The sequence below is a fragment of the Streptomyces lasalocidi genome, assembly GCF_005280215.1.
GTDB classification, from domain to species: domain Bacteria; phylum Actinomycetota; class Actinomycetes; order Streptomycetales; family Streptomycetaceae; genus Streptomyces; species Streptomyces longwoodensis.
Genome location: NZ_SZNQ01000001.1, coordinates 7,395,714 through 7,420,290 on the forward strand (window position 1 = coordinate 7,395,714; position 24,577 = coordinate 7,420,290).

A 24,577-nucleotide genomic window follows, 5' to 3' on the forward strand; every position below is an offset into this window, starting at 1 on the left:
GGTCCGGGGCGTTCAGGCGATCGTGAGGACGATCTTGCCCCGGAGGTGACCCCGGTCGGCGCGCTCGTGTGCCGCCCGGGCGTCCGCGAGCGCGTACGTGCTGTCGATCGCCACCCGGACCGTCCCCGCGTCCAGCAGCCGCCCCAGCTCGGCGAGTTGGGCGCCGTCCGAGCGGACCTGGGCGCTGGAGACCGTCACGCCGAGCCCGTCGACCTCCGCCTCGTCGAAGACCCCGGGCAGGACGGGGAACAGGGAGCCGCCGCGCCGGAGCGTGCGCAGGAACCGCCGGCTGCCGGGGCCGCCGACCGTGTCGAGCACGAGGTCCACGTCGTGGACGACGTCCTCGGCGCGCTCCTCGGTGTAGTCGACGAACCGGTCGGCGCCGAGCTCGCGCAGGAACGACGCGTGGCCGCCCGACGCCACGGCGACGACCCGGGACCCCTGCCACTTCGCCAGCTGTACGGCGATGTGCCCCACACCGCCCGCGGCGCCGTTGACGAGCACGGTCGTGCCCGCGTCGAGCCGCGCCGGGCGGTGCGGTGCGTCCTGGAAGGGGGAGGGACGGTCGTGGCCCTCGATCAGGAACTGCCACGCCGTCAGCCCGGCCATGGGCGCCCCGGCGGCGTGCACGTGGTCGACGCCGGCCGGCTTGCGCGCCAGGTGCGCGGCGGGCGCGGCCACGTACTCGGCGTACGCGCTGCCCCCGAAGCCGGGGAAGCGCAGCAGTCCGAACACCTCGTCGCCCACGGCGAGGCCGTCCACGTCCGCGGCCACGGCCTCCACGACGCCCGACACATCGGTCCCGGGGATCACGGGCAGGGTGACCGTCGCGTCCGAACCGGGCACGCTGGTCAGTCCGTCGCGCAGGTACCGGTCCGGGGGATTGACGCCCACCGCGTGCACTCGAACCAGCACCTCGCCCGGCGCGGGCTCAGGGATCGGCACGTCCTCGTACCGCAGCACCTCGGGACCGCCGTGGGCGTGGAGCCGGACGGCCTTCATGGTGGACTTCGACATGGTTTCCTCCTGCACGGGATACGGGGATACGCTCATCCGGATCGGCGGTCCACATAAGTGAACCACTGATCCGAATATATGGACCACTGATCCGGACAGCAAGAGGGATCGAGAGGACTGGGGGAACGATGCGTGCCGACGCCAGGAAGAACCGCGACCACCTGCTCGCCGTGGCGGCCGGCGCCATCGCTGAGCAGGGCGTGGAGGTGTCACTGCGGGACATCGCGCGCCGCGCCGACGTCGGCCTCGCGACCCTGCTGCGCCACTTCCCGTCACGCGAGGCGCTGCTCGACGCGCTGCTGCGCACCAGCTTCGAGGGGATGACCGCGAAAGCGGGGGAGTTGGAGGCGTCGGCCTCGCCCGAGGACGCCCTCGTCTCGTGGGTGCGGGACTGCGTGGCGTGGACGACGGAATACCGGGGCGCGACCGTGCTGATGGCCGCCGCCATCGAGGACCCCGACTCCGCGCTCCACGCCTCGTGCGTCACCCTGCGCGCGGCCGGCGCCCGGCTGCTGCACCGCGCCCAGGCCGCGGGCTTGGCGCGCGACGACCTCGACGGCGACGACCTGTTCGCGCTGATCGCCATGCTGGCGTGGCTGGGCGACCAGCCGTCGCTCGCGCCCAGGGCCGACCGCCTCTTCGACGTGGTGGCGGGGGCGGTGCTGGTGGGTGTCGGGGGCGTGGGCCGGGTCGCGTCCGGCGGATCAGGGGTGGAGCAGGGCTGACCGCGCGGCGAACGCGTCGAGGAGCGCGAACGTGCGCTCCGGCTGTTCGAGGTGGGGCAAGTGGCCCGCCTCGGCGACGAGTTCGAACCGGGCCTCCGGGAACGACGCGGCGTACGCCCTGCCGTAGGTCGGCGTCACGATGCGGTCGCTCTCTCCCCACAGGGCGAGCGTGGGGACGGTCACGGCCCCGAGGCGGGCCCGGAGTGTGGGGTCGCTCATGGCGGGGCCGCCGGAGTAGAGGCGCAGGCTCGCCATGTTGCCCTGGATGACGGCGCGTTGTTCGGCGGGCACGGTCGCCGGGTCCCGGTAGAAGCGGTCCGGATCGTGGTAGGCGTGCTCGGCCACCCCTCGCGCGTCCAGGGCGAAGAAGTCCTGGGCCGGTGCCTCGTCGACGTCGATGCCGACCGCGTCGACCAGGGCGATCCCGCTGATCCGGCTCCCGGTGTCCGCGGTCGCCATCTCGGCGGCGATCCATCCGCCGAGCGAGGAGCCGATGACCAGGACGTCGGACAGGTCCCGCTCCCGCAGGAGGTCGAGGTAGGCGGCGGCCAGGTCGGCGACGCGGAGGAAGTGGCCGGGCCGGGGCGTGCCGTTCCAGCCCGGGTGGGTGGGGAGCAGTACCTGCGCGGTGGCCGCGAAGTGCTCGGCCAGCGGGGCGACGGTGGTGGGGCCACCCCCGCCGTGCAGGACCAGGACGGGGCGGCCGGTGGCGGGGCCGTGGGAGGTGAGCGTCAGTGGAGTCATGTCGGCGACAGTAACTAAGCATATTTAATTAAGCAAGTTTAGTCGGAGTGTTAGCCTGACTCCATGGCCGTTGAACTGCAGATCCTCGGACGGGCCGTGAAGGCCGTCCAGTACCGCCAGCACCGGGCGCTGGACAGCCGTCTCGCGTCCGTCGGCAGCACGCTCGCCCAGTGGGACGCGCTGCGCGCGATCAGCCGGGCGCCGGGTGCCAGCGCGCGGGAGCTGGCCGCGGCCACGTTCCAGAGCGAGCAGGCGTTCGGCACGCTCGCCGGACGACTGGTGGCCCAGGGGCTCGTGGACCGCCGCGCCGGACACGGTCGCCGCATCGCGCACCACCTCACCCCCGAAGGCGAACGGCGCCTGAGGGACGGCCACGAGGTCGCGGACGCGGTGCTCGCGGAGTGCTTCGAACCGCTCACGGCAGCTGAGCGGGAGGCACTGCTGGGGCTGCTGCACAAGATCGAGGGCGGCGCGCGGCAGGGCGCCGAGGCGTCGCCGGTGCGGGCGCCGGGGAGCTGACCGCGGCCGGAGCCGCGGACCGGGCGGCGGCCCCCCACCCGCCCCCCGGTTATCCTGCCTCGTTCACACCGGCCAGGGAGGTCCCCCAGCATGAGCAGCACCGCGTCCCCGTTCCCCGAGCGGATCCGGCTCACGGGGGAGGGCCTCGTCCTGCGGGACTGGACGGAGGCGGACGTGCCGGCGATGCCCGCGCTGTTCGACCACCCCGACATCGCGTACTGGACCCCGATCGTCTCCCCGTTCGACGAGGAGGCCGCGTGGGCCCGTCTGGACCGGGACCGGAGACTGCGCGCGGACGGCACGGCCATGCTGCTCGCGGTCACCGTCGACGGCGGGGCGCCCCTCGGCGAGGTGATGCTGCGGCGCGCCTCGGAGGGCACGGAGCTCGGCTACGCGATCGGCCCGGCGCACCGCGGCCAGGCCCTGGCGGTCCGGGCGGTGCGCGTCATGGCGGCGTACGCCTTCGAGGAACTGGGCGCGGAGCGGGTCGTCCTGGAGCTGGAGGCGGAGAACGCGGCGAGCGTCGCGGTCGCCACCAAGGCGGGCTTCCGGCTGCTGGACGTACCGCTGATCACGGGCGAGGAGAAGGGCCGGCCGTTCGCCCTGCAGACGTGGGGGCTGGACCGCGGCTGAGGCAAGCAACGGCCGACCGGGCGCCGCGAGCGCGCGACGCCCGGTCCGGTGAGGGTGCGGGGCTCATGCCAGACAGCTCAGTCCAGGCAGAACTCATTGCCCTCGACGTCCTGCATCACGAGGCAGGACTCGTTGTTCTCGTCGGCCAGGAGGAGCTGGAAGCGGGTGGCGCCGAGGGCGACCAGGCGGGCGCACTCGGCCTCCAGCGCGGCCACGCGCTCGTCGCCGACCAGGCCCGTGCCGACCCGCACGTCGAGGTGCACCCGGTTCTTGACGACCTTCCCCTCGGGCACCCGCTGGAAGTACAGCCGCGAGCCCACCCCCGTGGGGTCACTGCACGAGAACGACGCACCCCGCTCCTCGGGCGGCAGCGAGGCGTTGTACTCGTCCCAGGTCGCGAACCCCTCCGGCGGTGACGGCGGGACGTATCCCAGGACCTCGCACCAGAAGCGGCCGACGCGCTCGGGCTCCGCACAGTCGAAGGTGACCTGGACCTTCTTGATCGCTGCCATGGGGGCACCGTAGCAGGGGAGCTGGAAGGGCGACCCGCCAATTTCCGGGCCGCCCGCCGCCCGCGTCCCGGAGCCGGAAGACCCCGCGGCGCACGGGTGTTGTGCCCAGCATGAGGATCGGTGAGGCGTCCCGGGTCAGCGGCGTGAGCGCCAGGTCGTTGCGGTACTACGAGGACGAGGGGCTGATCGTCCCGGGCCGCCGCGGCAACGGGTACCGCGACTACTGCCGGTCCACCCTCGACCGGGTCCGCGTCATCCGCTCGCTGCTGGAGTCCGGGCTGCCCCTGCGGCTGGTGCGGGACGTACTGCCGCACCTGGCCGTCGGGCAACCGGCCGCGGTGTGCGCGGAGTTCGTGCGGGAGGTGGAGCGCTACCGCGACGGTCTGGCCGCGCGCATCGCCGGACTCGAGGAGCAGCGCGCGGCCCTCGACGCCTACCTGCGCGAGGTGCGGAGGGCGGCGCCACAGCCGTGAAGCACCCGGCCGCGGGGCCGACTTGACCTTCACGCGGATGTCAGGGTCCTACGGTGCGGCGCATGGAGAACGATGAGCGGCGGCAGGCCGCCGAGCAGACCGTACGGGCCCTGGTCCAGCACTCGCACCGGGGACCGCAGGACCTGGCGCTGAGGACCGGACTGCCGCGTCCCACGGCGGGACCCGGCGAGTACCTGGTCCGGGTGGGCGCCGCCGGGGTCAACTTCGCGGACGTCATGCAGAGTCACGGCACCTACGGGTCCGGCCCGCGGGCGCCGTACGTCGCGGGCTTCGAGGCCGCCGGTGAGATCGTGGGGGCCGGCCCGGACATCGGCGGGGCCCTGCCGCTCGGCACCCACGTCGTCGGGACCGGGCCGGGTGCCTTCGCGCAGTACATGACGATGCCGGCCGAGGGCGTGTTCCCCGTCCCCGCGGGCTGGAGCGACGCCGCCGCGCTCGGTCTCGTGCTCAACTGGGCCACCGCGCTGGCCGCGTTGAAGCCGCTGGGCGAGGTGCGGGCCGGCGACGTGGTGCTCGTCCACGCCGCGGCCGGCGGCGTGGGACAGGCGGCTGTCCGCCTCGCCCGGCACTACGGCGCCCGCGTGGTCGCCACGGCGTCACCGGCCAAGCACGACACCGTCCGGGCGCTCGGCGCCGACGAGGTGCTGGACGGCGCGCGGCCCGACCTGGCCGAGGAGATCCTCCGCCGGACCGGCGGCGTCGACCTGGTCCTGGAGTCGGTGGGACGCGCCACGTTCCAGGCCAGTCTGGCGGTCACGAAGCCGTTCACCGGGCGCGTGGTGGTGTTCGGCGCCGCGTCCGGCGACGTCACCGTCAGCACGCACGACCTCGTCTTCACGCATCAGGTGCAGATCAAGGGCCTGCACATCGGCGCGCTGGCGACGGCGGCCCCCGCCCTCCACCGGTCCCTGCTCGACGACCTCACCCGGCTCATCGCCCGGGGCGTCTACCCGCCCGGCACCCCCCAGGTCCACCCCCTGGCCGAGGGGCCGGAGGTGCTGCGGCTCCTCGCGGCGGGCCGCACCCGCGGCAAGCACGCCCTCGATCCCTGGAGCTGAGAAGCTTCACTGTACCGGGTGCAACGGGCGAGGTGCCGGGTATCCGCCAGAATGAGAAGCCGCGGTGCCCGACCGCGGACACCGTGGCCGCCGCAGCCGCAACGGTGGTTAGGGTGGGGCGGACCGAGCACGAGAGGAGGATTGGTGGAACTTCGCCTGATCGACCGCAGCGACGACCTCGTCGTCGCGGCGCTGCCCGACGACGTCGACCTGTTCACCAGCTCCGACGTCCGTGCCGCCGGCGACCGCCTGCTGGACGCGGGCTGCCGCTACCTGGTCCTCGCCGCCTCGCCGGAGTGTTACGTCGACTCCAGCGGCCTCACCGTGCTGCTCACCTTCTGGCACCGCCTGAACGACATCGGGGGCGCGCTGGTGCTGGCCGTGCCCGACGAGCACCTGCGCTGGCGCATGGGCATCCTGGGTCTCGACTCGGTCCTGCTGATCACCGTGACCCTCGACGAAGCCGTCGCCCACGCCCGCCGGCTCCGCGACACCCCGCAGCGGCCAGGCCGGCCCGCACCGCGCACGACGGACGCGGAGAGCGCCTGACGCGCGGCGGGCTGCGCGTGACGTGCGCGGCGTGCGTCTGATGTGCGGCGGCGTGCGTCCGAGGTGCGGGGCATGTGTCCAACGTGCGGCGGCGTGCGTCCGCCATCGGGAAGCGGCTGACCGCGCCAGGAGAGGGACCGGCCGACACGGCGCGCCGAACCGCGCAGGCCGGTGTCGCGCCGCCCCGGACGGTACCGCCCCAGGAACTACCGTCGGGCCATGCAACGGACGTCGTCCCTCCCCCTGGTGCCGCCGGCCGGTGCCCGACACGCCTCGTGGCTCGAGTTGTTCTTCGACCTCGTCGCGGTCGCCGGGGTCGCCCAGCTGGCCCGGCTGCTGCGGGGCGGACCCGACGCACAGGACGTGGCCGTCTACGCCGTCCTCTTCGCCGCCTTCTGGACCGCGTGGATCTCCAACACCCTCTACGGCGACGTCGCCGCCGAGAAGACCAGGACCCGCACGCTGCTGCTCGGCATGTTCGGGCTGACCGTGATGGCCGCGGCGGTGCACGGCGTGCAGGAGGGGGAGCACGCCCGGGCGTTCGCCCTCGCCTACGTCGTCGCTCGGCTCTTCGCCAACCGGGTCTGGCAGCAGCGGCACCAGCGGGTGGAGGGCTGGCCCGCCGCCCGTCTGACCGTCGGCGTGGCACCGTGGATCGCTTCCCTGTGGGCCGTCGAGGAACGCGCGCGCCTGTGGCTGTGGACCGTGGGCCTGCTGCTGGACCTCGTGATCTCGCTGGCGGTCCCGGTCGGCCGGAGGATCCGGCACGTCGTTCCCGCGCCTCGGCGTCCGCCGTCCCGGCAGCACCACGGCGCCGCGGGTCCCGTTCCCGTGACCACGGCCCACCTCGACAACGAACACCTCGCCGAACGGCTCGGGCTGTTCATCCTCATCGTCCTGGGCGAGGGGGTCTACCAGCTCGTCGAGGCCTCCGACACGCCCTGGGACCGGGACCTGCACCTCACCGCGCCCGCGGCCTTCCTCACGCTCACCCTCCTGTGGTCGCTGTGCCTGCGCCGCGGCCACGATGGCGTGCCCTTTCTGCCCCCCGGCACTCCGGTCTCCGCCGCCGTCCTGGCCCTGCACTGCTGCACCGCGGCATCCCTGGCGGCGCTGGCCGCGGGTCTGGGCGGTGTCGTCGCCGGCCTCGACGGGCCGCTGCACGAGCAGAGCAGCTGGGTCATGGCGGCCGGCGCGGGCGTGTACGTCGTCATCGCGGCCTCGGTACGGGCCCGTACGGCGCCCCGGGCCGGGAGGTGGCTGCTGGTCGGCGTGCTGCCCGCACTGGCCCTGTGCGCCGTGGTGGCCGCCACCGCCGACTCCGAGTCGGCCGTCCGCCAGGTCTGGCTGATCACCGCGTCCATCGCCTGGCTGTCCGCGGCGGAGCTGCTCGTGCGGCGGCGCCGGGCAACCCCCGACGCGGCGGACGGCGCCGGAACGTGAGGACCCGGGTCAGGCGGCGGTTTTCTTACGGCGGGTGCCGCCGCGGGCGAGGGCGTCGACGAGCTCGTCGCGGCTCATCTTCGACCGGCCCGCGACGTTCTGCTCGGTGGCGCGTTCGTACAGCTCGGCCTTGCTGAGCTTGCGCAGCTCGCTCTTGGTGCCGGGGGTGCGGCCGCGGGCCCGTGCCGAGGCGGCACCGGCTGTGCGGGGCGGGGCCTGGCGGCGCGCGGGGGCCTTCGCCGGCGCTTTCTTCTTCGTGCCGGACGACGCCCGGCCGGCCGTGCGCCCGCCGCTCTTCCCGCCCTCGTCGCGGGCCGACTCCCGCCCGCCGCGGTCGCCGCGGTCGTCACACGTGTCGCGCTCGCCGTTCCCGGCGCGCTCGGCCCGGTCGGACCGTCCGGCACGGCCCGACCGGGCGGACTCGAGGCTGCCCTCCAGCACCTGCATCAGGTCGATGACGTTGGTGGCCTGCGGCGGCTCCTCCCCACCGGTGATCTCCTCGCCCTCCGCCTTGGCCCTGACCAGCTCGCGCACCTTCTCCTGGTAGGTGTCCCGGTAGCGGGATGGCTCCCAGTCGGTGCTCAGGGCGTCGACCAGCTGGAGCGCCATGTCCATCTGCTTGCCGCGTCCGGCCCGCGACGTGGGCAGCTCGGGCAGCTCCTGTCCCGGGTCGCGGACCTCGTCCGCCCAGTGCAGGGTCTGCAGCACCAGTACCGAGTCCTCGGCGCGCAGGGCGGTCAGGTACTGCTTGTTGCGCATGACGAAGGTGGCGATGCCGACCTTGTCCGCCTCGGCCAGCGCGGCCCGCAGCAGCTCGTAGACCTCGGTGTACTCCTTGCCGCGCGGCGCGATGTAGTACGTGCGGTCGAAGTACACCGGCTCGATGCGGTCCAGGTCGACGAAGTCACTGATGTCGATGGTCTTCGAGCGGCCCGGGGCGATCTCGTCCAGCTCGTCGGGCTCGACCACGACGTACTGGCCGTCGTCGATCTCGTAGCCCTTGACGACGTCCTTTGAGTCGACCTCGTCGCCGGTGCGTTCGTTGACCCGCTTGTTGCGGACGCGGTCCGAGGTGCCGCGCTGGAGCTGGTGGAAGTGGACCGCGTGGTCCTGGGTGGCGGTGTACAGGCCGACGGGCACGGTGACGAGTCCGAACGTGATGACACCTGTCCAGATCGCCCGAGCCATGCCGCCGCTCCGTCCTGTCCGCCCGCCCGGCCGCGGGTGTGCCGTGTCCGCCCCGCTGCCGGCGCGGGTGCCTGTGTCCCTCCACGCTCGCACCCGCGCCGCGCCCCCGCGCGTCGGGCCGCCCGAACGGTGGTGGACCGCCGGTAGGCCTGCCCCGGCGGCACCGAGGCCGCCGGGACGGCGAGACGGCGAGACGGCGAGACGGCGAGAAACGGTCAGCTGCCTGATCGCACGCGACAAACGGGGCGACGTCGGCGATCGTCCTCGGGATACTGGTCGCCCATGGACGAGGTCGAGGTCGTCGTGGCCCATGCCGAGCGTGCGACGCTGCGCGTCGGTGACGTGTTCTTGAAGGTGGACGCCGATCAGGCGCGCCTCGACGTCGAGGTCGAGGCGATGTCCCTCGCGCCGGTGCCGACCCCGGAGGTCCTGTGGCGCAAGCCGCCCGTGCTCGCGACCGCCGCACTCCCGGGGACGACGCTCGGGCGCCTCGGCGGGCCGGTGACCGGGTCGCCGACGGCGTGGGCCGCGGCGGGCGCCGCCCTCCGGAAGCTGCACGACGCTCCGCCGCCGCCGTGGCCCGGCCGGGCGGGCCGGAGCATCGACGCGTGGGCGAAGGAGCTGGCCGACGAGTGCGAGCTGCTCGTGACGAACGGCGTCCTGCCGGCCGACCTGGTCACCCGCAATCGCCAGGTCGCCGAGGCCGCGCTGCGGCCGTTCCCTCCCGCGTTCACGCACGGCGACCTGCAGATCGCGCACGTCTTCCTCGACGGCGACGAGGTCACCGGCATCATCGACTGGTCAGAGGCGGGCCGGGGGGACGCCCTGTACGACCTCGCCACCTTCGTCCTCGGCCACGAGGAACACCTCGGCGACGTCCTCGCCGGCTACGGCACCGGGGTCGACCTCGACGTGATCCACGGGTGGTCGTCGCTGCGGAGCCTGCTGGCAGTCCGCCCGCTGATCGAGCAGGGCTTCGACCCCTTCGCGCCGGGCTGTGAGGTCGACGCGCTGAGATCCCGGATGTGAGGCCGCGGCGGCCCCACCCGCTGGAGTCGCGGGGTCGTCAGAGCCCGTTGAGGAGCCGGCGGCGCAGCAGGTGCGGAGCACGGTGGACCAGCCAGGCGGTGGCCAGGCCGATGGCGGCGCCGGCCACGACGTCGCTGGGGTAGTGAGCGCCGCTCTGCACCCGCTCGACGGCGACCGCTGCCGCCGGCACCGCGCACAGGGCACCGGCCACCGGCCACGCCGGTGCGACGGCCCCGGTGAACGCCACGGCGGCCGCGGTGTGTCCGGAGGGGAAGGACGAGGAGTCCGGGCGGTCCTCGACCTCGTCGTGCGGGATCCACTCCTTGGGCGGCCGGCGCCGGCCGGTCACCTGCTTGCACACGCCGTTGGACACCAGTTGCGCCACCACGACCGCGGCGATGCCGGCGGCTGCCGCCCTGCGACCCCGCGGGCCGCCCCGCCAGGCCATCACCCCGGCCGCAGCGCACCACAACTTCGATCTCTCCGCGGCCTCCTCGACCGCCGACAGCACCTTCGCCGGCCCGGCCGGGACACGGGAAGCCGCCCGCTTGGTCAGCTTCCGGTCGGTGTCGCGTACTTGGTCCAACAGTCTCATGTACTGCCGGTACCCCAGGTCAGCGGCTTGCATCACGGCTGAACGGCCCGGTGCGCGCCAACACCGGACTTCCGTGTGCCCGTTCCGCCGCCTCACCGGCCGACACGGCGACCATCCGTGGCCAACTGGGTGATCCGAGGCGGAACACCGGGCGGATTGGTCTGCGATCTTTTTCCACCCGATCAGGTCTGCGACCAATCCGCCGCGCGGGCAGAACCGGATTCCCCGCGTGAGGAACGAAGAGAAGGACCGGCGAGTACGGCCAGGGTGGCCCCGTCCGGCGCTGGCTGCGCTGAGCGGGGTGCTGGCCGGCTTCACCGCGCTGGCGGTGGCCGAACCGGTGGCTGCGGCGGTGCGTCCGCAGTCCGGTCCGGTCATCGCGGTGGGCGGGGCGTCCATCGACGCGACGCCCGCCGCGGTCAAGGACTGGGCGATCCGCCACTTCGGCACCGACGACAAACTCGTCCTGCAGCTCGGCATCCTCGCCGTGCTGGCGCTGCTGGCCCTGGCGTTGGGCGTACTGGCGCTGCGGTACCGGCGGGTCGGAGCCGCCGGGGTCCTCCTCTTCGGAGCCGTCGGGGCGGCAGCCGCCGTCAGCCGGCCGGACTCCACCGGCCCCGTCGACGCGCTGCCCTCCGTCGTGGGCGCCGTGGCGGGGGCGCTGCTCCTGTACGTGCTGGTGGGGCGCCTGACCGCGGCGGGGCGGTCGGCGACGCCGGCATCCGACTCCGCCGAGGAGACGGGGGACGGGCTGTCCGTCCCCGCGGGCTGGGACCGGCGGGGGTTCGTCCTCGCGGCCGCCTCCGCGGCAGCGGCCTCCGCCGCGGTGGGCACGGTCGGTCGGACCCTCACCACCTCGCGCGGCCAGGACGCGATCGCTTCCCGCGAGAACATCGTGCTGCCGTCGCCCAGGTCACCGGCGCGGCCGCTCCCCGGCGGGGCGGGGCTCCGCATCCCCGGCCTCAGCCCCTTCGTCACCCCCAACGCGGAGTTCTACCGGGTGGACACCGCGCTGGTGGTGCCCCGGGTGGACGCCACCGCCTGGCGGCTGCGGATCCACGGCAAGGGCGTGCAACGGCCCAGTAGTTACTCCTTCGACGACCTGCTGCGCAGGGAGCTGGTCGAGCGGGACATCACCCTGACGTGCGTCTCCAACGAGGTCGGTGGCCCGTACGTGGGCACGGCCCGATGGACCGGCGTACGGCTGGCCGACCTGCTCGCCGAGTGCGGGGTGAAGCCCCCGTCCCGTGGCGGGCCGGCCGATCAGCTGGTGTCCAGGTCGGTGGACGGCATGACGATCGGCAGCCCCGTCGAGGACGTCATGGATGGCCGCGACGCCCTGCTGGCCCTCGGCATGAACGGCGAGCCGCTGCCCTTCGACCACGGCTTCCCGGTCCGCATGGTCGTCCCGGGCCTGTACGGGTTCGTCTCGGCCTGCAAGTGGATCAAGGACATCGAGCTGACCACGTTCGACTCCTACGACCCCTACTGGGTCAAGCGCGGCTGGGCCCGCAGGGCCCCGGTCAAGACGGCTGCCCGGATCGACACCCCCAAGCCGTTCGCCCGTCCCAGGACGGGCACGGTGATGATCGCCGGGGTCGCCTGGGCCCAGCACCGGGGCATCGACAAGGTCGAGGTCCGCGTCGACGACGGCCCGTGGCAGGAAGCCGACCTGGCCGCCGAGGACACGCGCGACACCTGGCGCCAGTGGTCGTTCCCCTGGCGGTCCACCAAGGGCGGCCACACCCTCACCGTCCGCGCCACCGACCGCACCGGTGCGGTGCAGACCGACAGACGCGCCCGCACCGTCCCCGACGGGGCCAGTGGATGGCACTCCGTCGTCGTGACCGTGGACTGAACTTCCCCCTCCCAAGGGCCCTCGCGCCCGCGGAACCACCTGTCCGCAACACCCCCGACGCAGCCGTATCGGGCTGCACTTCCCACAGGAGATCATGATGAACACCCGTATCCGTCGTACCGCCGGTCTCGTCGCCGCGGCCGCCGTGCTGCCCCTGGCCCTGACCGCGTGCTCCAGCGACAGCAAGGACTCCGACGCGTCCGGCTCGTCGAGCAAGGCGTCGGCGTCCGCCACCCGGGGCAGCGACGACATGGGCGGCTCGACGGCCTCCGCGAGTATGGACCAGCCGTTCGGCCCCGCGTGTTCCGCCGTGCCGAAGGACGGCGCCGGCTCCTTCGACGGCATGGCCAAGGACCCGGTCGCCACCGCGGCCTCCCACAACCCGGCCCTGTCCACGCTGGTGACCGCCGTGCAGAAGGCCGGCCTGGTCGACACCCTCAACAACGCGCAGGACATCACCGTGTTCGCGCCGACCAACGACGCCTTCGCCAAGATCCCGAAGGCGACCCTCGACAAGGTCCTGAACGACAAGGCGCAGCTGACGAAGATCCTCACCTACCACGTCGTGGGCCAGAAGCTCACTCCGAAGGACCTGGAGAACGGCTCCTTCGACACGCTGGAGAAGTCGAAGGTCACGACGGCCGGTTCGGGCGAGTCCTACACAGTGAACGACTCCGCCAAGGTCGTCTGCGGCAACGTCAAGACCGCCAACGCCAACGTCTACATCATCGACACGGTCCTGATGCCCCAGAGCTGACACCACCGGGACCGGAGGACGCACGCCCCACCCGGCCGCCGTGACGGGAGCGGCCCGGGCGGCGTGCGTCCTTCCAGCGGGGCATCCGTCAGGCCCTACCGGTAGGGCCTGACGGATGCCCCTCGCCAGAGGGCTGGTCGGCGGACCCCACGGCACGCCGACCAGCCCTCTGAGCATGCCGTTCACGTGTCAGGGGAGGGAGACACCACCAAGGAGGACCCGGCCCGATGACCACCGTCCGCGCCCCCGCCCGTTCCGGTGCCGCGCACCGGCTCGCCGACACGTGCGCACCATCGACGCCTGGCACCGCACGCAGGAGGAACACTGGGCGCGATTCGTCCGCATGGTGGGGGAGGAGACGGCCCGGGTGTGGCGGCTGTACCTGGTCGGCGGTGCCCTGGCCTTCGCGGAAGGGCGCATGGGGGCGGACCAGTTCCTCGCCGTGCGTCCGGGCGCCACTGGTGACAGTGGCATGACCGGGACGGAAGCGGCCGGCTGGCATCGGCACCTGGAGCGGTGAGTGCGGCGCTCGCCTGGGACGCCTTCGCCGCCGGCCTCGGCTGGACGGCGGCGACCGCGCTGATGGTGATGCTCGGTACCTTCGCCCTCGCCCTCAACCTGGACGTGCACCGGGTGGTCGACGTCGCCGGGGGTGCCGCCTTCGCCGCCGTGGCCGTGGTGACCTTCGGCCTCTCCCAGGGCCACGGCGACCCGGGCAGGCGGTGGCTGGTCACTGTCTGGTGGGGACTGTTCCTCATCGCCTGCGACGGCGGTCGGCAGGCGGCGGCGGTGTCCCTCGTCCCGCCGTTGGTGATGAGCGTCCTCCTGATCGGGGGAAGCGGCAAACGGCTCCTGGAACGGCACATGGCCGCGCGCCCCGGCTGGGATGCGCACGCCGCCCGCACCAGCGGCTTCTTCCCCCGGCTGCCGCGCCGGAGCTGATCCGCGGGCCGGCCGCCGCGGTGACCCGGGCCACCGCGGCCCCCCGTGATGCCCGCGCGGTCACCGGTGCCGGCAGTCCCAGTGACCCTTGACCCAGTGGTGCTCCCAGTGGGCGGGCACGTAGACCCACGTGTAGGAGTAGTTGTCCTCCCAGTAGCCCTTGTGCCACGTGCCGTGGTGGTCGTAGTGGCCGGGATGCCAGGTCTTGTGGTGGACCGGCTTCTTCTCCCAGTGGGCCTTCACCCACTTCTTCTCCCAGTGGCCCTTGTGCCACTGGCACGTGGCGTGGTGCTGGGTACCGCTGACGACGGATGCCGGCGCGGGAGAGGCGCTCGCGGTGCCCGCGAGGCCGACAGCGGCACCGCCGGCCAGGAGGCCCGTCGTGGCCGCTCCGGCCAGCAGCTGCCGCACTCGTATGGATGTACGCATCACTCTGTCTCCTAGGCGGTGGTCGAATGCATCCCCGGCTCACGGGCCGGATGCGAGGTATTCGAAGCGGGCGCCGCGACGGATGACGGCGGGACGGAGAAACTCCGCCCTCACGTGCGTCACGGCCCCCATCCGCCGACACCTCGGCTCCGAATCCCCTGTGCCCCCATCCGCCCGAACGGCAGTACCCGAGGGAGCCGTCATGCCGGCCACAGCACCGTCCCCCACCGCCCCGCGCCATGCCGTCGACCTGCCCCGGGGCCTGCACACACCGGCCGTCGCCCGTCACATCACCCAACGCTGGCTCGAGACGGCCGACCAGACCCACCGCCTCGACGACGCGGTCCTGATCGTGTCCGAGCTGGTGACCAATGCCGTCCGCCACACCGGAGCGTCCTGCCGGCTCGCGCTCAGCCTGCAGAACGGCCGCCTGGACATCGCCGTCGCGGACCACAGCGAAGACCTGCCCGAGATCGACCGGCACGCGGGCCGCACGGCGCACGGCGGCGGCTTCGGCATGAACATCATCGAACAGCTCGGGGGCGACATGACCGTGGTCCCCGGGCTCGGCGGCAAGACGGTGCACGTCGTCCTGCCCTTGCGCCCCGGGCCCGACGCCCGGCGGAGCGAGTGACACCGTGCCCGTCACCCCCGTGCCACGGCCGCCCTGCACCGCGCGGCCGAGGATGGAAGAGTCGGGCTCGTCACGCGTCGCGGGTCCCGCCGGACCGCGGCGCACAGCATGACGGGAGTGGGCGTGCTGCACAGGTCCGGACCGCAGGACAGGGCCGAGGATCTGCTGGTCCGCGTGGCCCGCGGCGACAAGGACGCGTTCGCCGGGGTCTACGACGCCTTCTCCCGCGCGGTCATGGGCCTGGCGTGCAGAATCCTTCGGGATCCGGCGCAGGCCGAGGAGGTGACCCAGGACGTCATGATCGAGGTCTGGCGCACGGCGGACCGTTACGTCCCCGAGCGGGGGTCCGCCAAGGCCTGGGTGCTCACGCTGGCGCACCGGCGGGCCGTGGACCGCGTGCGCGCCGCCCACGCCGGCAGCGAGCGCGAACAACGCGCCCGTGCGTTGCTGCCCGAGGGCGCCTTCGACGTGGTGGCGGAGACCGCCGAACACCATGACGAACAGCGCCGCGTCTACCGCTGCCTTGCTTCGCTGTCCCGCAGTCAGCGCGTCCCCCTGGTGCTCGCCTACTACCAGGGTCTGACCTACCTGGAGGTGGCCCACGCCCTCTCCACACCGGTGGGCACGATGAAATCCCGCATGCGAGCCGCCCTGCGGCAGCTGCGGGCCTGCATGGAGGCCGGCAGGTGACAGCCGACGAAGACCCGCACGAGGCGCTCGCCGCCTTCGTGCTGCACGCCCTGCCACCGGCCGAGGAGGCCGCGTTCGAGACCCACCTCGCCGGCTGCGCCACCTGCCGTGCGGAACTCCCCGCGCTCCGCGAGGTCGTCGCCGAGCTGGCCGCCGCCGAGAGCGCCCCGGTACCCGAGCACCTGCGCGCCGCCACGCTGGAGGCCATCACCCGCGTGCAGCAGGAAGGCGCCGTCCGGGCGACCCGCACGACGGGACGCCGGAAGCCGGCTCTCCTGCTCGCCGCGAGCATCGCGGCGGCCGTCCTCCTGGCCGGGACCACGGCGTGGCAGTACACCGAGGCCGAGCACGCCCGCACCCAGGCGGCCCAGGCCCGCTCCTCGAGCCAGGCGCTCACGGACCTCCTCGTGGCACCGGACGTCACCGTGTACACCGCCGAGCTCGCCGACGGGGCCAGAGGAGCGGTCGCCGTGTCCCGGGGCGGACGCAAGGCGGTCTTCGCCGCCCAGGGCCTCCCGGCACCGGGCAGCGGCAAGACCTACGAGCTCTGGTACGCCTACGGCAGCGGCGACCTGCGCCCTGCGGGCCTGGTCCCCGGGAATGCGCGCCACGCCGCCCACGTGCTGGAGGGCCCTCCGGACGAGGCGGTGGCGGTGGGCATCACGCTCGAGCCGGCGAGCGGCTCGAAGCAGCCGACCACCAAGCCGCTGGGCATCATCCCGATCACGTCGTGACCCTCAGTCCGCGGACCGTATGGTGGGCGGGGCGAGGGCGACCGGTCCCGGGCCGGATCCGCTCCCGCTCTTGCAGGAGTCGTGGCAGTCCTTCTCCAGGCTGCAGCACAGTGAGCAGATCGCCCCGGCGTGGAAGGGGCAGTTCGCCACGTCCGGACGCTCGAAGTCGGTCGTGCACACGGTGCAGGTCAGCAGGGCCGCGGAGGGCAGGCCGTCCGCGGCGAGCAGCGGCTCCTCCAAGTCGTCCACCCGGGCGATGTAGTACCTGCCCTTCGTGAGCACCGCGAACAGCGGTGAGAGGACCATCGCGAGGAACAGGGCGATGAAGGGGGAGTACGCCTTGCCGTAGTCGCCGAACACCTCGAAGTAGGCCGCGATGGAGACGGCCGAGGCGATGAGCATCGAGCCGAAGCCGACCGGGTTGAAGTGGTGCAGGTGGGCGCGCTTGAACTCGATGTACGAGGGGCTGAGCCCCAGCGGCTTGTTGATGACGAGGTCGGCGACGACCGCGCCGATCCAGGCGATCGCCACGTTGGAGTAGAAGCCGAGGACGGTGTTGAGGAAGCCGAAGACGCCGCCCTCCATCAGGGCCAGCGCGATGCCTACGTTGAGGAAGATGTAGACGACGCGGCCGGGGTGGCGGTGGGTGAGCCGGGAGAAGAAGTTCGACCAGGACAGTGAACCGGAGTACGCGTTCGTCGAGTTGATCTTCACCTGGGAGAGGATCACGAAGAACGTGGCCAGGCCCAGCGCGACCGGCGCGGCGAAGGTCTTGAACCCGTGGACGTACTGCTGGATGGGCTCGTTGGCCTTGGCCAGTCCCACGCTGCCGGCGATGTAGAAGGCGAGGAAGGCCCCGCCGATCTGCTTGGCCGCGCCGAGCACCACCCAGCCCGGGCCCGCGGAGAGCACCGCGCCCCACCACTGCCTGCTGTTCTGCGACGTCTTGTCGGGCATGAAGCGCAGGTAGTCGACCTGCTCGCCGATCTGGGCGATCAGCGAGAGGGCTACGCCGGCGCCCGCGCCGATCCCGAGCATGCTGATGCCCGAGCCGGTGGGGGAGTTGCCGGCGAAGTGCGTGAACTGCGAGAACTTCTCCGGCTCCTGGACGGCGATGGACACGAATGGCGCGACCATGAGCACCAGCCACACCGGCTGCGTCCACACCTGCATCGTCGACAGCGCCGTCATGCCGTAGATCACCAACGGCAGGATGATCAGCGAGCAGACCAGGTAGCCGACGGCGAGCGGGATGTGCAGCCCCAACTCCAGGGCCTGCGCCATGATGGAGCCCTCGAGGGCGAAGAAGATGAAGGTGAAGCTGGCGTAGATGACCGAGGTGAGCGTGGACCCGAGGTAGCCGAAGCCCGCGCCTCGCGTCAGCAGGTCCATGTCGATGGAGTACTTCGCCGAGTAGTACGAGATCGGGATGCCGGTCAGGAAGATGACCACCGCCGCGGCCAGGATCGCGACCAGGGCGCTGGAGAAGCCGTGGGAGATGGCGATGGAGCCGCCGATGGCGAAGTCCGCGAGGTAGGCGATGCCCCCGAGCGCCGTGGTGGCCACCACGTAAGGGGACCAGCGGCGGAAGGACTTCGGCGCGTAACGCAGCGAGTAGTCCTCCAACGTGTCGTTCTGGGCCCAGTTGTTGTACGTCCGTCCGCCCGTGGTCGCCGGCGGTGCTTCCCGGTCGATGATCTCCGTCACGGCATTCCCTCTTCCCAGCCCTGGGGACGACCCGGGTGACCCCGGGTGATTGCACGGAAGAGTCACGCCGCACTGTTTCTCGAGCGTTTCTCTTCCTTTAAGGCAGAGGTCTTTAACCGGCCTTTATGCAACGCGCGTAGATCTCGTTCCCGGGTGAACGCGACGAGGGCCGTGCGGGCAGTCGACGGGCCGTCGGCTCCGGTGGCCGACCCCGCATGATCGGGTCAACTGCCGTACTGCGAACATGCGTACCCACAGGACGTCCGTCCAACGTCACAGGGGGAACCTTTCATGACCCACCGGATATCCCGCCGAACCGGGGCCCTCACCACCACCCTCGGTGCGGCGGTGCTCGTCGGTGCCACCGCCCTCCCGGCCGCGGCGGCACCGACGGCCGCCGTCCACTGCACGTCCGCCACCGCCGGCCTCGCCGAGAAGCTGACGAAGGACATCACGGCGGCCCTCGCGAACCGTCAGGGCACCGTCGCCCTCGGCGTGTACGACCGCTCCACCGGCACCACGTGCAGCCTCAACAGCACCACGGCCTTCGACTCGGCCAGCACCGTGAAGGTCACCGTGCTCGCCACGCTGCTGTGGGACGCGAAGAAGACCAACCGGTACTTGACCGACACCGAGGCCGACCTCACCAAGGCGATGATCACCGCGTCGGACAACGACGCGACGAGCACGCTGTGGAAGCAGTTGGGCGTGGCGAAGATCCAGGGCTTCCTGACCGCGGCCGGCATGACGAAGACCGTGCCGGGCGCGGACGGTTACTGGGGCCTGACCCAGGAGAACGTCGAGGACGAGCAGAAGCTGCTCAAGCTCATCACCGCCAAGAACACCGTCCTGAGCGACAACTCCCGCGCCTACATGCTGAAGTTGATGGGCCAGGTCATCGCGGACCAGCGCTGGGGCACGCCGGCGGGAGCGCCTTCGTCCGTCGCCGTGCACGTGAAGAACGGCTGGCTGCAGCGCTCCACGCACGGCTGGCGGGTGCACAGCCTGGGCACCTTCAACGGTGCCGGCCACGACTACATGATCAGTGTGCTGACCCAGGACAACAGCACCATGGACTACGGGGTCACCACGATCCAGAACGTGGCCAAGGCGGTCCACAAGGCCCTGGTGCCGACCACGCCGGGCGTCACCCGCTACACGCCGACCGACTCCCCGCGCGAGGCGTTCGTCGCCGTCCCGCCGCGCGGCTGACACCACCGGCCGGTCCGGTGGAACGACACGTGCGGGTGTGCACCCGGTGGTTCCGGGATGCACACCCGCACGTGTCGGGGGACGGGGGGCGTCAGCCGCCCACGTACCAGCTCATGCCGCCGTTGCTGGCCGCGACCGCCAGGAGGACGAGCCACAGGACGACGTCGATGACACCGAGGACGATGCCGGCCGTCGCCATGCCGCCGCCGTTCTTCACACTCGCCTGACGCCGGGCGATCACACCGAAGACGATCGCCAGCGGGCCGAGGACGATGTTCAGGAGGAACAGGCCGACGATGCCGCAGCACAGGCTTGCGATCGCCAGACCGTTCGTGCGCGATCCGGAGGACGCGGCAGAAGAGCTGCCGTAACTCGTCATGGAATACTCCCGGTTGCCGATGGCACGGACCGAACGGGCCGCACTCTCCTTGCTCTTGACTTGACACCCGAATGCCCCTCCGGAGCCGTCTCATGTCAAGCGTTCGTCAAGTCCTGTACGGCGCAGGCCCCGACGGGGTGCGCCAGGAGGTCACCGGAAGAGCGCGCGAGCCCTCAGTCGAGGCCGTGCACCGTGGTCAGGTCGCTGAGGCCCGACACCCTCAGGACCGGCGCCAGCAGGGGAGTGGCGATCAGCTCCAGCCGGTCGGCGTGGGCGAACAGCACGCTCAGGCCCGCGCTGTCGAGGTACTCGACGTCCGTCAGGTCCAGGACGAGCGGGCCCGGGGTGGTGGACAGGGCGTCGGCGAGCGCGTCGATGTTGCTCATGTCGATCTCTCCCGAGACGGCCAGGTGGTGCGTGCCGTCCGGTCGCCGGCCGGGGACGAGCGTGAGCGGGGTGGTCATCAGGCGATCCTCGTGTGCAGGTGGACGGTGGTGCCGGCGGCGCCGGGGGTGACGGTGACCTGCTGCATCAAAGAACGCATCAGGGTGAGGCCCCGGCCGCGGTGGGCGTTGAGTTCGGGCTGCGGGGCCTTCCAGCGGCCGGTGTCGGTGACGGTCACGCGCAGGTCCTGCACGAAGGCCTCGGCGCGCAGCCGCACCGTTTCCCCGGGGGCGTCCCGGTGGCCGTGCTCGATGGCGTTGGCACACGCCTCGCCGGCCGCGACCAGGACGTTCTGCACGGTGTGCGGCGGCAGCTGGCACTGGTCCAGCCAGCTGCGCAACGCCTTGCGCACCGGGGCGAGTTGGGCCGACTCGGCGGGGAAGGCCATGTCCAGGGGCGCGGGGTGGCGGTACAGCAGCAGCGCGACGTCGTCGTCGTAGCCCCCGGCCGGCGCCAGCCGCGTCATGATGCGGGTCGCCAGGTCGTCGACGGCCGTGTCCCGGCCGTCCTGGACCGCCTCGCTGGCCTGGTCGATGCCCGCGGTCAGCGGACGGCGCCGGCGTTCGACCAGGCCGTCCGTGTACAGCAGCAGCGTGCCGCGGGCCGGCATGACGTACTCGGCCTCGGGACGCTCCCTGCCCGGCCGCACCGCGAGGGGCAGCGAACGCCCCTCCTCCAGCAGGTGGGTGGTGCCGTCCGCGTGGGCGAGGATGCCCGGGGGATGACCGGCGCTGGAGTAGGTCAGCCGGCCGGAGTCCGGGTCGAGGACGCCGCAGAACACGGTGGTGCACAGCGCCCCGGGCACGGTGGCCGCGAAGTAGTCGAGTGCCATCAGCGTCTGCGCGGGGTTGGCGTCCTGCAGCAGCAGCGCCCGGCAGGCACTGCGCAACTGCCCCATCACGGTGGCCGCTTCGAGGCCGCGCCCGACGCAGTCGCCGACGACGATGCCGATCCGCCCGTCGGGCAGCGCGATGGTGTCGTACCAGTCGCCGCCGACCTCGAGCGGCTGGGTGGCGGGCTCGTAGCGGACGGCGAAGCCCTCGGGCAGGTTGGACGGGCCGAGGATGGCCCGCTGCAGGGCGATGGCGGTCTCGCGCTGCTGGTCGATCTGGTGCGCCCGGGTCAGCCCCTGCGCCAGGTGACCGGCCAGCAGCGTCAGCAGGAGCTGGTCCTCCTCGGTGAACGGCCGCTGCTCGCCGAGGTCGATCCACACCACCATGGGCCCGGTGGGGTGTTCGACGGTGATGCCGGCCCCGGTCGGCTGCGGCACGGAGGTGAGCGCCGGCTGTCGGCGCACCTCGCTGATCGCCTTGCGCTGCTCGGCCGGGAGGTCCTGCCAGGCCGAGGTGTCGGTGGTGGTGAGGGACGGCTCCGCGCCGCCGTCGAACACGGCGGCCAGGGCGGACCGGGCGCGCCACAGGGCCTGGAGCTCCTCCAGCGCGCCGGAGAGTGCCTCGGGCAGGCTGGTGGCCCGCGACAGCCGGGTGCTCAGCGACGCCAGGGCGCTCTCGCGCTGGATCGCGTAGTGCTCCGCGGTGACGTCACGGAAGGTGCCGACGGTGACCCGGCGCCCCGAGTCGGGATCCTGGGCGTGCGCGAAGCTGGCGGTGACCCACAACCGGTGGCCGTCGCGGTGCGTGACGGGGATGGTGTACGAGCCGCGGGGGTCGCCCAGGAGCTGGTCGAACGCCTCGCTGACCGCCCGGTGCGCCTCCGGGTCGCTCTGCTCGTCCGGCCACCAGGGGTGGACCGGCGCGTACGGCAGGCCCTCCGGCCCGTAGCCGAGGATGCCGGTGAACGCGGCGTTGATCTCGATGACGGCGCCCTGCTCGTCGCAGACGAAGAACGCCTCCTGGAGGGAGTCCACGAGGGCGTTGCGCCAGCGGGCGTGGTGGGTGCGCAGCCGGGCGAGCTTCACGTTGGCCTCGACGCGGGCCAGCAGTTCGGCCGCGGCGAACGGCTTGACGAGGTAGTCGTCGGCGCCGGCCTGCAGCCCCTCGATGGAGGCCTCCTGCCCGGCGCGTGCGGACAGCAGCAGCACCGGCAGGGAAGCGGTGCGGCTGTCGCCGCGCAGCGCGGCCACCAGCTCCAGGCCGTCCATGCGGGGCATCATCACGTCGCTGACCAGCAGGTCGGGGGTGTCGCGCCGGACGGCCTCCAGGGCTTCCCGGCCGTCGGTGACCGCCTCGACGTGGTAGCCGGCGCCGGCCAGCAGGCGGCCGAGGTACTCGCGCATGTCGGCGTTGTCGTCGGCGATCAGCACCCGGGCGGGCGCACCCACGTCGGCGGGACGCCCGGCCGCGACACCGTCGGGGAGGATCTGCTCCTGGGGTGCGTCGGCCGGCCGGTCCGCCGTGCCCTGGGGCAGCCAGCGCAGGGCCTCCTGGAGGTAGGGGTCCGCGCTGCTCACCCCGGCCGGCACGCCGGCCCCGGCCGCGGGGGTGACGGCGTCCGCAGGCAGGTGGGCGCTGCCGAACGGCAGGTGGATGGTGAAGGAGGTGCCCCGGCCCTCGGCGGACCGGGCGGTGATCATGCCCCCGTGCAGCGTGACGAGCTCCTGCACCAGGGCCAAACCGATGCCACTGCCCTCGTTGGACCGGGAGCGGGCGTTCTCGATGCGGTGGAACCGCTCGAACAGCCTCGGCACCTCCGCGGCCGGCACACCGACGCCGGTGTCCTCGACGGTGACCACCGCCCGGCCGTCCTCCTCGCCCACCGTGACGCCCACCGAGCCGTCGAAGGTGAACTTCAGGGCGTTGCTGAGGAGGTTCAGGATCACCTTCTCCCACATGTCGCGGTCGACGTGGACCGGACGGCCCAGGGGGCGGCACTCGACGCGGAACGCGAGGCCGGCCTTGTCCATGGCGGAGCGGAAGACGCTGGCGAGTTCGGCGGTGACGGCGGCCAGGTCGACGGGCTCGTAGCGGGCCTGCATGCGGCCGGCCTCGATGCGGGAGAAGTCCAGCAGCGTGTTGACGAGCTTGCTCAGCCGCAGCCCGTTGCGGTGGATGATGTCCAGCTCGCTGCGGGCCCACGGGTCGTCCGCCAGCCGCCCGCGCAGCTCCGCCAGGGGACCCATGATCAGGGTCAGCGGGGTGCGGAACTCGTGGCTGATGTTGGAGAAGAACGTCGTCTTGGCGCGGTCCAGCTCGGCGAGTTCCTCGGCGCGCTGCTGCTGGGTCTCGTAGCTGCGGGCGGAGCCGACGCCGGACGCCAGGTGCCCGGCGGTCAGCTCGACGAAGCCGCGGTAGCCGTCGTCCAGGGCCCGGTAGCGGTTGAGGCCGGCCACCAGGAAGCCGTAGGGGGCATTGCCCTGCTGCAGCAGCGGGACGACCAGCGCCTGCCGCGGCGGCAGTTCCCAGCCCCCCTCCGGCAGGTCGGGCAGGCCGGTGAACCGCCCGCCCTCCAGGTCCACGACCGCCGTCCCGCCCCCGGCCAGCTCCGCGGCGGGCCACAGGGCGTCCGCGTCCTCGGTGCGCAGGACCGGGACGCCGAGCGGGTGGCCCTCGGGCAGGCCCGTGGAGCCGGCCAGCCGGGACGAGCCGTCCTCGCGGAACAGGTAGGTCAGCGTGAAGGGCAGGTCCCTGTCGTTGCGGGCGAGCTGCCGGCCGGCGAACTCCAGCACCTCCTGCTCGGTGCGGATCACGCTCGGGTCGGAGCCGAGGTCGCGCAGGGTGGCCATGCGCCGCTCGCCGATGACCCGCTCGGTGTCCTCGCTGACCACGCAGAGCATGCCGACCACGGTGTCGTCGTCGTCGCGCAGCGGGCTGTAGGAGAAGGTGTGGTAGCTCTCCTCGGTGTAGCCGGAGCGCTCCAGGAACAGCAGCAGGGCCTCGTCCCAGGTCGCCTCCCCGGTGGCCAGCACCCGGTCGATGCGGGGACCGATGTCGCCCCAGATCTCCGCCCACACCTCACTGGCGGGCCGGCCGAGCGCCCAGGGGTACTTGCGGCCCAGCGTGTCGCGCCGGTAGGCCGCGTTGCAGAAGAAGGTCAGCTCCGGACCCCAGGCCATCCACATCGGGAACCGGGACGACAGCAGGATGCTCACCGCGGTGCGCAGGCTCTGCGGCCAGCTCGCGGGCGGTCCGAGCGGAGTGGACGCCCAGTCCACGAGGGCCAGGTCCCGGCCGATCTCCCGGTCGGCGGCGAACACCTCGGTCCCGTCGGTGAATCCGTCGGTCCCGGCTGCCGGCCCCTCGTGCTCAGCTTTCCCCGAGTACATCACGCCACGTCCTCCCGTCCACGCGGGTCACTGTGCTCTCCTGCCGCTCGTACTGGTCGGACC

25 protein-coding genes and 1 pseudogene are annotated in these 24,577 nt (G+C 72.7%); 16 read left to right on the top strand and 10 right to left on the bottom strand.

Annotated features, from left to right (window positions below; translation table 11 throughout):
• Positions 1 to 12: 12 nt before the first annotated feature.
• Positions 13 to 1,017: an NADP-dependent oxidoreductase gene (locus E4U91_RS33415; protein WP_174867900.1), complete on the bottom strand. Its 1,005-nt coding sequence runs from the start codon at positions 1,015 to 1,017 to the stop codon at positions 13 to 15.
• 128 nt (positions 1,018 to 1,145) lie between these two features.
• Between E4U91_RS33415 and E4U91_RS33420 the strand changes: the two genes are divergently transcribed.
• Entirely contained in the window at positions 1,146 to 1,742 is a 597-nt protein-coding gene (locus tag E4U91_RS33420; protein ID WP_137310272.1) for a TetR/AcrR family transcriptional regulator, read from the top strand.
• Here the strand turns inward: E4U91_RS33420 and E4U91_RS33425 are convergent.
• Positions 1,722 to 2,486 carry an alpha/beta fold hydrolase gene (locus E4U91_RS33425; RefSeq protein ID WP_137310273.1) on the bottom strand — a complete coding sequence of 255 codons (765 nt, stop codon included), beginning with the start codon at positions 2,484 to 2,486 and terminating at the stop codon, positions 1,722 to 1,724. The two genes, E4U91_RS33420 and E4U91_RS33425, sit on opposite strands and share 21 nt — an antisense overlap.
• A gap of 63 nt (positions 2,487 to 2,549) precedes the next feature.
• On the opposite strand from E4U91_RS33425, the gene E4U91_RS33430 reads away from it, so the two are divergent.
• The gene (locus E4U91_RS33430) at positions 2,550 to 3,005 is read left to right on the top strand and encodes a MarR family winged helix-turn-helix transcriptional regulator (protein ID WP_137310274.1); all 456 of its coding nucleotides are present in this window, start codon (positions 2,550 to 2,552) and stop codon (positions 3,003 to 3,005) included.
• A gap of 90 nt (positions 3,006 to 3,095) precedes the next feature.
• Positions 3,096 to 3,638 (top strand): GNAT family N-acetyltransferase, encoded by a 543-nt coding sequence (locus tag E4U91_RS33435; protein ID WP_137310275.1) that lies wholly within the window; start codon positions 3,096 to 3,098, stop codon positions 3,636 to 3,638.
• A gap of 77 nt (positions 3,639 to 3,715) precedes the next feature.
• Here the strand turns inward: E4U91_RS33435 and E4U91_RS33440 are convergent, their stop codons facing one another.
• Entirely contained in the window at positions 3,716 to 4,150 is a 435-nt protein-coding gene (locus E4U91_RS33440; RefSeq protein WP_137310276.1) for a VOC family protein, read from the bottom strand.
• A gap of 110 nt (positions 4,151 to 4,260) precedes the next feature.
• On the opposite strand from E4U91_RS33440, the gene E4U91_RS33445 reads away from it, so the two are divergent.
• The 4 genes from E4U91_RS33445 (at position 4,261) to E4U91_RS33460 (ending at position 7,694) form a co-directional block, all read left to right on the top strand.
• On the top strand, positions 4,261 to 4,623 hold the full coding sequence (locus tag E4U91_RS33445; RefSeq protein ID WP_137310277.1) for a MerR family transcriptional regulator: 363 nt from the start codon (positions 4,261 to 4,263) through the stop codon (positions 4,621 to 4,623).
• 62 nt (positions 4,624 to 4,685) lie between these two features.
• Positions 4,686 to 5,702 carry a zinc-binding dehydrogenase gene (locus tag E4U91_RS33450; RefSeq protein ID WP_137310278.1) on the top strand — a complete coding sequence of 339 codons (1,017 nt, stop codon included), beginning with the start codon at positions 4,686 to 4,688 and terminating at the stop codon, positions 5,700 to 5,702.
• A 144-nt stretch (positions 5,703 to 5,846) separates the two neighbouring features.
• The gene (locus tag E4U91_RS33455; protein WP_168218217.1) at positions 5,847 to 6,251 is read left to right on the top strand and encodes an STAS domain-containing protein; all 405 of its coding nucleotides are present in this window, start codon (positions 5,847 to 5,849) and stop codon (positions 6,249 to 6,251) included.
• 219 nt (positions 6,252 to 6,470) lie between these two features.
• Positions 6,471 to 7,694 (top strand): low temperature requirement protein A, encoded by a 1,224-nt coding sequence (locus tag E4U91_RS33460; protein WP_137310280.1) that lies wholly within the window; start codon positions 6,471 to 6,473, stop codon positions 7,692 to 7,694.
• A 9-nt stretch (positions 7,695 to 7,703) separates the two neighbouring features.
• Here the strand turns inward: E4U91_RS33460 and ku are convergent, their stop codons facing one another.
• Positions 7,704 to 8,882: a non-homologous end joining protein Ku gene (gene ku, locus E4U91_RS33465; RefSeq protein ID WP_137310281.1), complete on the bottom strand. Its 1,179-nt coding sequence runs from the start codon at positions 8,880 to 8,882 to the stop codon at positions 7,704 to 7,706.
• A gap of 282 nt (positions 8,883 to 9,164) precedes the next feature.
• Here ku and E4U91_RS33470 point away from each other — a divergent pair, with 282 nt between their 5' ends.
• Positions 9,165 to 9,911 (top strand): phosphotransferase family protein, encoded by a 747-nt coding sequence (locus E4U91_RS33470; RefSeq protein WP_137310282.1) that lies wholly within the window; start codon positions 9,165 to 9,167, stop codon positions 9,909 to 9,911.
• A 37-nt stretch (positions 9,912 to 9,948) separates the two neighbouring features.
• Here E4U91_RS33470 and E4U91_RS33475 read toward each other — a convergent pair whose 3' ends face one another.
• Positions 9,949 to 10,506, bottom strand: coding sequence for a phosphatase PAP2 family protein (locus E4U91_RS33475; protein WP_137310283.1), 558 nt, complete (start codon positions 10,504 to 10,506; stop codon positions 9,949 to 9,951).
• A 229-nt stretch (positions 10,507 to 10,735) separates the two neighbouring features.
• Here E4U91_RS33475 and E4U91_RS33480 point away from each other — a divergent pair, with 229 nt between their 5' ends.
• The 4 genes and pseudogenes from E4U91_RS33480 (at position 10,736) to E4U91_RS33495 (ending at position 14,063) form a co-directional block, all read left to right on the top strand.
• Positions 10,736 to 12,364: a sulfite oxidase gene (locus tag E4U91_RS33480; RefSeq protein ID WP_137310284.1), complete on the top strand. Its 1,629-nt coding sequence runs from the start codon at positions 10,736 to 10,738 to the stop codon at positions 12,362 to 12,364.
• Between the two features lie 97 nt (positions 12,365 to 12,461).
• Positions 12,462 to 13,121, top strand: coding sequence for a fasciclin domain-containing protein (locus E4U91_RS33485; protein WP_137311138.1), 660 nt, complete (start codon positions 12,462 to 12,464; stop codon positions 13,119 to 13,121).
• A 280-nt stretch (positions 13,122 to 13,401) separates the two neighbouring features.
• Positions 13,402 to 13,641 (top strand): annotated as a pseudogene (locus tag E4U91_RS39295) (SAM-dependent methyltransferase); the annotation flags it as partial.
• Between the two features lie 62 nt (positions 13,642 to 13,703).
• Positions 13,704 to 14,063, top strand: a complete 360-nt coding sequence (locus tag E4U91_RS33495) for a DUF1295 domain-containing protein (protein WP_137311139.1) — start codon at positions 13,704 to 13,706, stop codon at positions 14,061 to 14,063.
• A gap of 60 nt (positions 14,064 to 14,123) precedes the next feature.
• Here the strand turns inward: E4U91_RS33495 and E4U91_RS33500 are convergent, their stop codons facing one another.
• Positions 14,124 to 14,492 (bottom strand): hypothetical protein, encoded by a 369-nt coding sequence (locus E4U91_RS33500; protein ID WP_137310286.1) that lies wholly within the window; start codon positions 14,490 to 14,492, stop codon positions 14,124 to 14,126.
• Positions 14,493 to 14,694: 202 nt separating this feature from the next.
• On the opposite strand from E4U91_RS33500, the gene E4U91_RS38280 reads away from it, so the two are divergent.
• The 3 genes from E4U91_RS38280 (at position 14,695) to E4U91_RS33515 (ending at position 16,550) form a co-directional block, all read left to right on the top strand.
• Entirely contained in the window at positions 14,695 to 15,126 is a 432-nt protein-coding gene (locus tag E4U91_RS38280) for an ATP-binding protein (protein ID WP_168218218.1), read from the top strand.
• Positions 15,127 to 15,234: 108 nt separating this feature from the next.
• Entirely contained in the window at positions 15,235 to 15,816 is a 582-nt protein-coding gene (gene sigK, locus E4U91_RS33510) for an ECF RNA polymerase sigma factor SigK (RefSeq protein ID WP_137310288.1), read from the top strand.
• The gene (locus E4U91_RS33515) at positions 15,813 to 16,550 is read left to right on the top strand and encodes an anti-sigma factor (protein WP_137310289.1); all 738 of its coding nucleotides are present in this window, start codon (positions 15,813 to 15,815) and stop codon (positions 16,548 to 16,550) included. The genes sigK and E4U91_RS33515 overlap by 4 nt, the downstream gene beginning before the upstream one ends.
• Before the next feature lie 3 nt (positions 16,551 to 16,553).
• Here the strand turns inward: E4U91_RS33515 and E4U91_RS33520 are convergent, their stop codons facing one another.
• Complete coding sequence (locus E4U91_RS33520) at positions 16,554 to 18,257, bottom strand: purine-cytosine permease family protein (protein WP_137310290.1); 1,704 nt, start codon at positions 18,255 to 18,257, stop codon at positions 16,554 to 16,556.
• A gap of 291 nt (positions 18,258 to 18,548) precedes the next feature.
• Between E4U91_RS33520 and E4U91_RS33525 the strand changes: the two genes are divergently transcribed.
• A complete protein-coding gene (locus E4U91_RS33525) occupies positions 18,549 to 19,469 on the top strand; it encodes a serine hydrolase (protein WP_137310291.1) in 921 nt (306 codons plus the stop codon).
• Positions 19,470 to 19,560: 91 nt separating this feature from the next.
• Here the strand turns inward: E4U91_RS33525 and E4U91_RS33530 are convergent, their stop codons facing one another.
• The 3 genes from E4U91_RS33530 to E4U91_RS33540 form a co-directional block, all read right to left on the bottom strand.
• The gene (locus tag E4U91_RS33530; RefSeq protein WP_137310292.1) at positions 19,561 to 19,848 is read right to left on the bottom strand and encodes a DUF4190 domain-containing protein; all 288 of its coding nucleotides are present in this window, start codon (positions 19,846 to 19,848) and stop codon (positions 19,561 to 19,563) included.
• Between the two features lie 173 nt (positions 19,849 to 20,021).
• On the bottom strand, positions 20,022 to 20,312 hold the full coding sequence (locus tag E4U91_RS33535; protein ID WP_137310293.1) for an STAS domain-containing protein: 291 nt from the start codon (positions 20,310 to 20,312) through the stop codon (positions 20,022 to 20,024).
• A complete protein-coding gene (locus E4U91_RS33540) occupies positions 20,312 to 24,514 on the bottom strand; it encodes a SpoIIE family protein phosphatase (protein WP_137310294.1) in 4,203 nt (1,400 codons plus the stop codon). The genes E4U91_RS33535 and E4U91_RS33540 overlap by 1 nt, the downstream gene beginning before the upstream one ends.
• Positions 24,515 to 24,577 lie beyond the last annotated feature (63 nt).

What these genes read in the sequence shown, in the direction of transcription:
- E4U91_RS33420 (WP_137310272.1), top strand. Translation starts at nt 1,146, where the DNA reads ATGCGTGCCGACGCCAGGAAGAACCGCGACCACCTGCTCGCCGTGGCG.
- E4U91_RS33485 (WP_137311138.1), top strand. Translation starts at nt 12,462, where the DNA reads ATGAACACCCGTATCCGTCGTACCGCCGGTCTCGTCGCCGCGGCCGCC.
- E4U91_RS33535 (WP_137310293.1), bottom strand. Translation starts at nt 20,312, where the DNA reads ATGACCACCCCGCTCACGCTCGTCCCCGGCCGGCGACCGGACGGCACG.
- E4U91_RS33475 (WP_137310283.1), bottom strand. Translation starts at nt 10,506, where the DNA reads ATGAGACTGTTGGACCAAGTACGCGACACCGACCGGAAGCTGACCAAG.
- E4U91_RS33495 (WP_137311139.1), top strand. Translation starts at nt 13,704, where the DNA reads ATGGTGATGCTCGGTACCTTCGCCCTCGCCCTCAACCTGGACGTGCAC.
- E4U91_RS33525 (WP_137310291.1), top strand. Translation starts at nt 18,549, where the DNA reads ATGACCCACCGGATATCCCGCCGAACCGGGGCCCTCACCACCACCCTC.
- E4U91_RS33435 (WP_137310275.1), top strand. Translation starts at nt 3,096, where the DNA reads ATGAGCAGCACCGCGTCCCCGTTCCCCGAGCGGATCCGGCTCACGGGG.
- E4U91_RS33460 (WP_137310280.1), top strand. Translation starts at nt 6,471, where the DNA reads ATGCAACGGACGTCGTCCCTCCCCCTGGTGCCGCCGGCCGGTGCCCGA.
- E4U91_RS33450 (WP_137310278.1), top strand. Translation starts at nt 4,686, where the DNA reads ATGGAGAACGATGAGCGGCGGCAGGCCGCCGAGCAGACCGTACGGGCC.
- ku (WP_137310281.1), bottom strand. Translation starts at nt 8,882, where the DNA reads ATGGCTCGGGCGATCTGGACAGGTGTCATCACGTTCGGACTCGTCACC.
- E4U91_RS38280 (WP_168218218.1), top strand. Translation starts at nt 14,695, where the DNA reads ATGCCGGCCACAGCACCGTCCCCCACCGCCCCGCGCCATGCCGTCGAC.
- E4U91_RS33415 (WP_174867900.1), bottom strand. Translation starts at nt 1,017, where the DNA reads ATGTCGAAGTCCACCATGAAGGCCGTCCGGCTCCACGCCCACGGCGGT.
- E4U91_RS33440 (WP_137310276.1), bottom strand. Translation starts at nt 4,150, where the DNA reads ATGGCAGCGATCAAGAAGGTCCAGGTCACCTTCGACTGTGCGGAGCCC.
- E4U91_RS33425 (WP_137310273.1), bottom strand. Translation starts at nt 2,486, where the DNA reads ATGACTCCACTGACGCTCACCTCCCACGGCCCCGCCACCGGCCGCCCC.
- E4U91_RS33430 (WP_137310274.1), top strand. Translation starts at nt 2,550, where the DNA reads ATGGCCGTTGAACTGCAGATCCTCGGACGGGCCGTGAAGGCCGTCCAG.
- E4U91_RS33470 (WP_137310282.1), top strand. Translation starts at nt 9,165, where the DNA reads ATGGACGAGGTCGAGGTCGTCGTGGCCCATGCCGAGCGTGCGACGCTG.
- sigK (WP_137310288.1), top strand. Translation starts at nt 15,235, where the DNA reads ATGACGGGAGTGGGCGTGCTGCACAGGTCCGGACCGCAGGACAGGGCC.
- E4U91_RS33500 (WP_137310286.1), bottom strand. Translation starts at nt 14,492, where the DNA reads ATGCGTACATCCATACGAGTGCGGCAGCTGCTGGCCGGAGCGGCCACG.
- E4U91_RS33530 (WP_137310292.1), bottom strand. Translation starts at nt 19,848, where the DNA reads ATGACGAGTTACGGCAGCTCTTCTGCCGCGTCCTCCGGATCGCGCACG.
- E4U91_RS33445 (WP_137310277.1), top strand. Translation starts at nt 4,261, where the DNA reads ATGAGGATCGGTGAGGCGTCCCGGGTCAGCGGCGTGAGCGCCAGGTCG.
- E4U91_RS33540 (WP_137310294.1), bottom strand. Translation starts at nt 24,514, where the DNA reads ATGTACTCGGGGAAAGCTGAGCACGAGGGGCCGGCAGCCGGGACCGAC.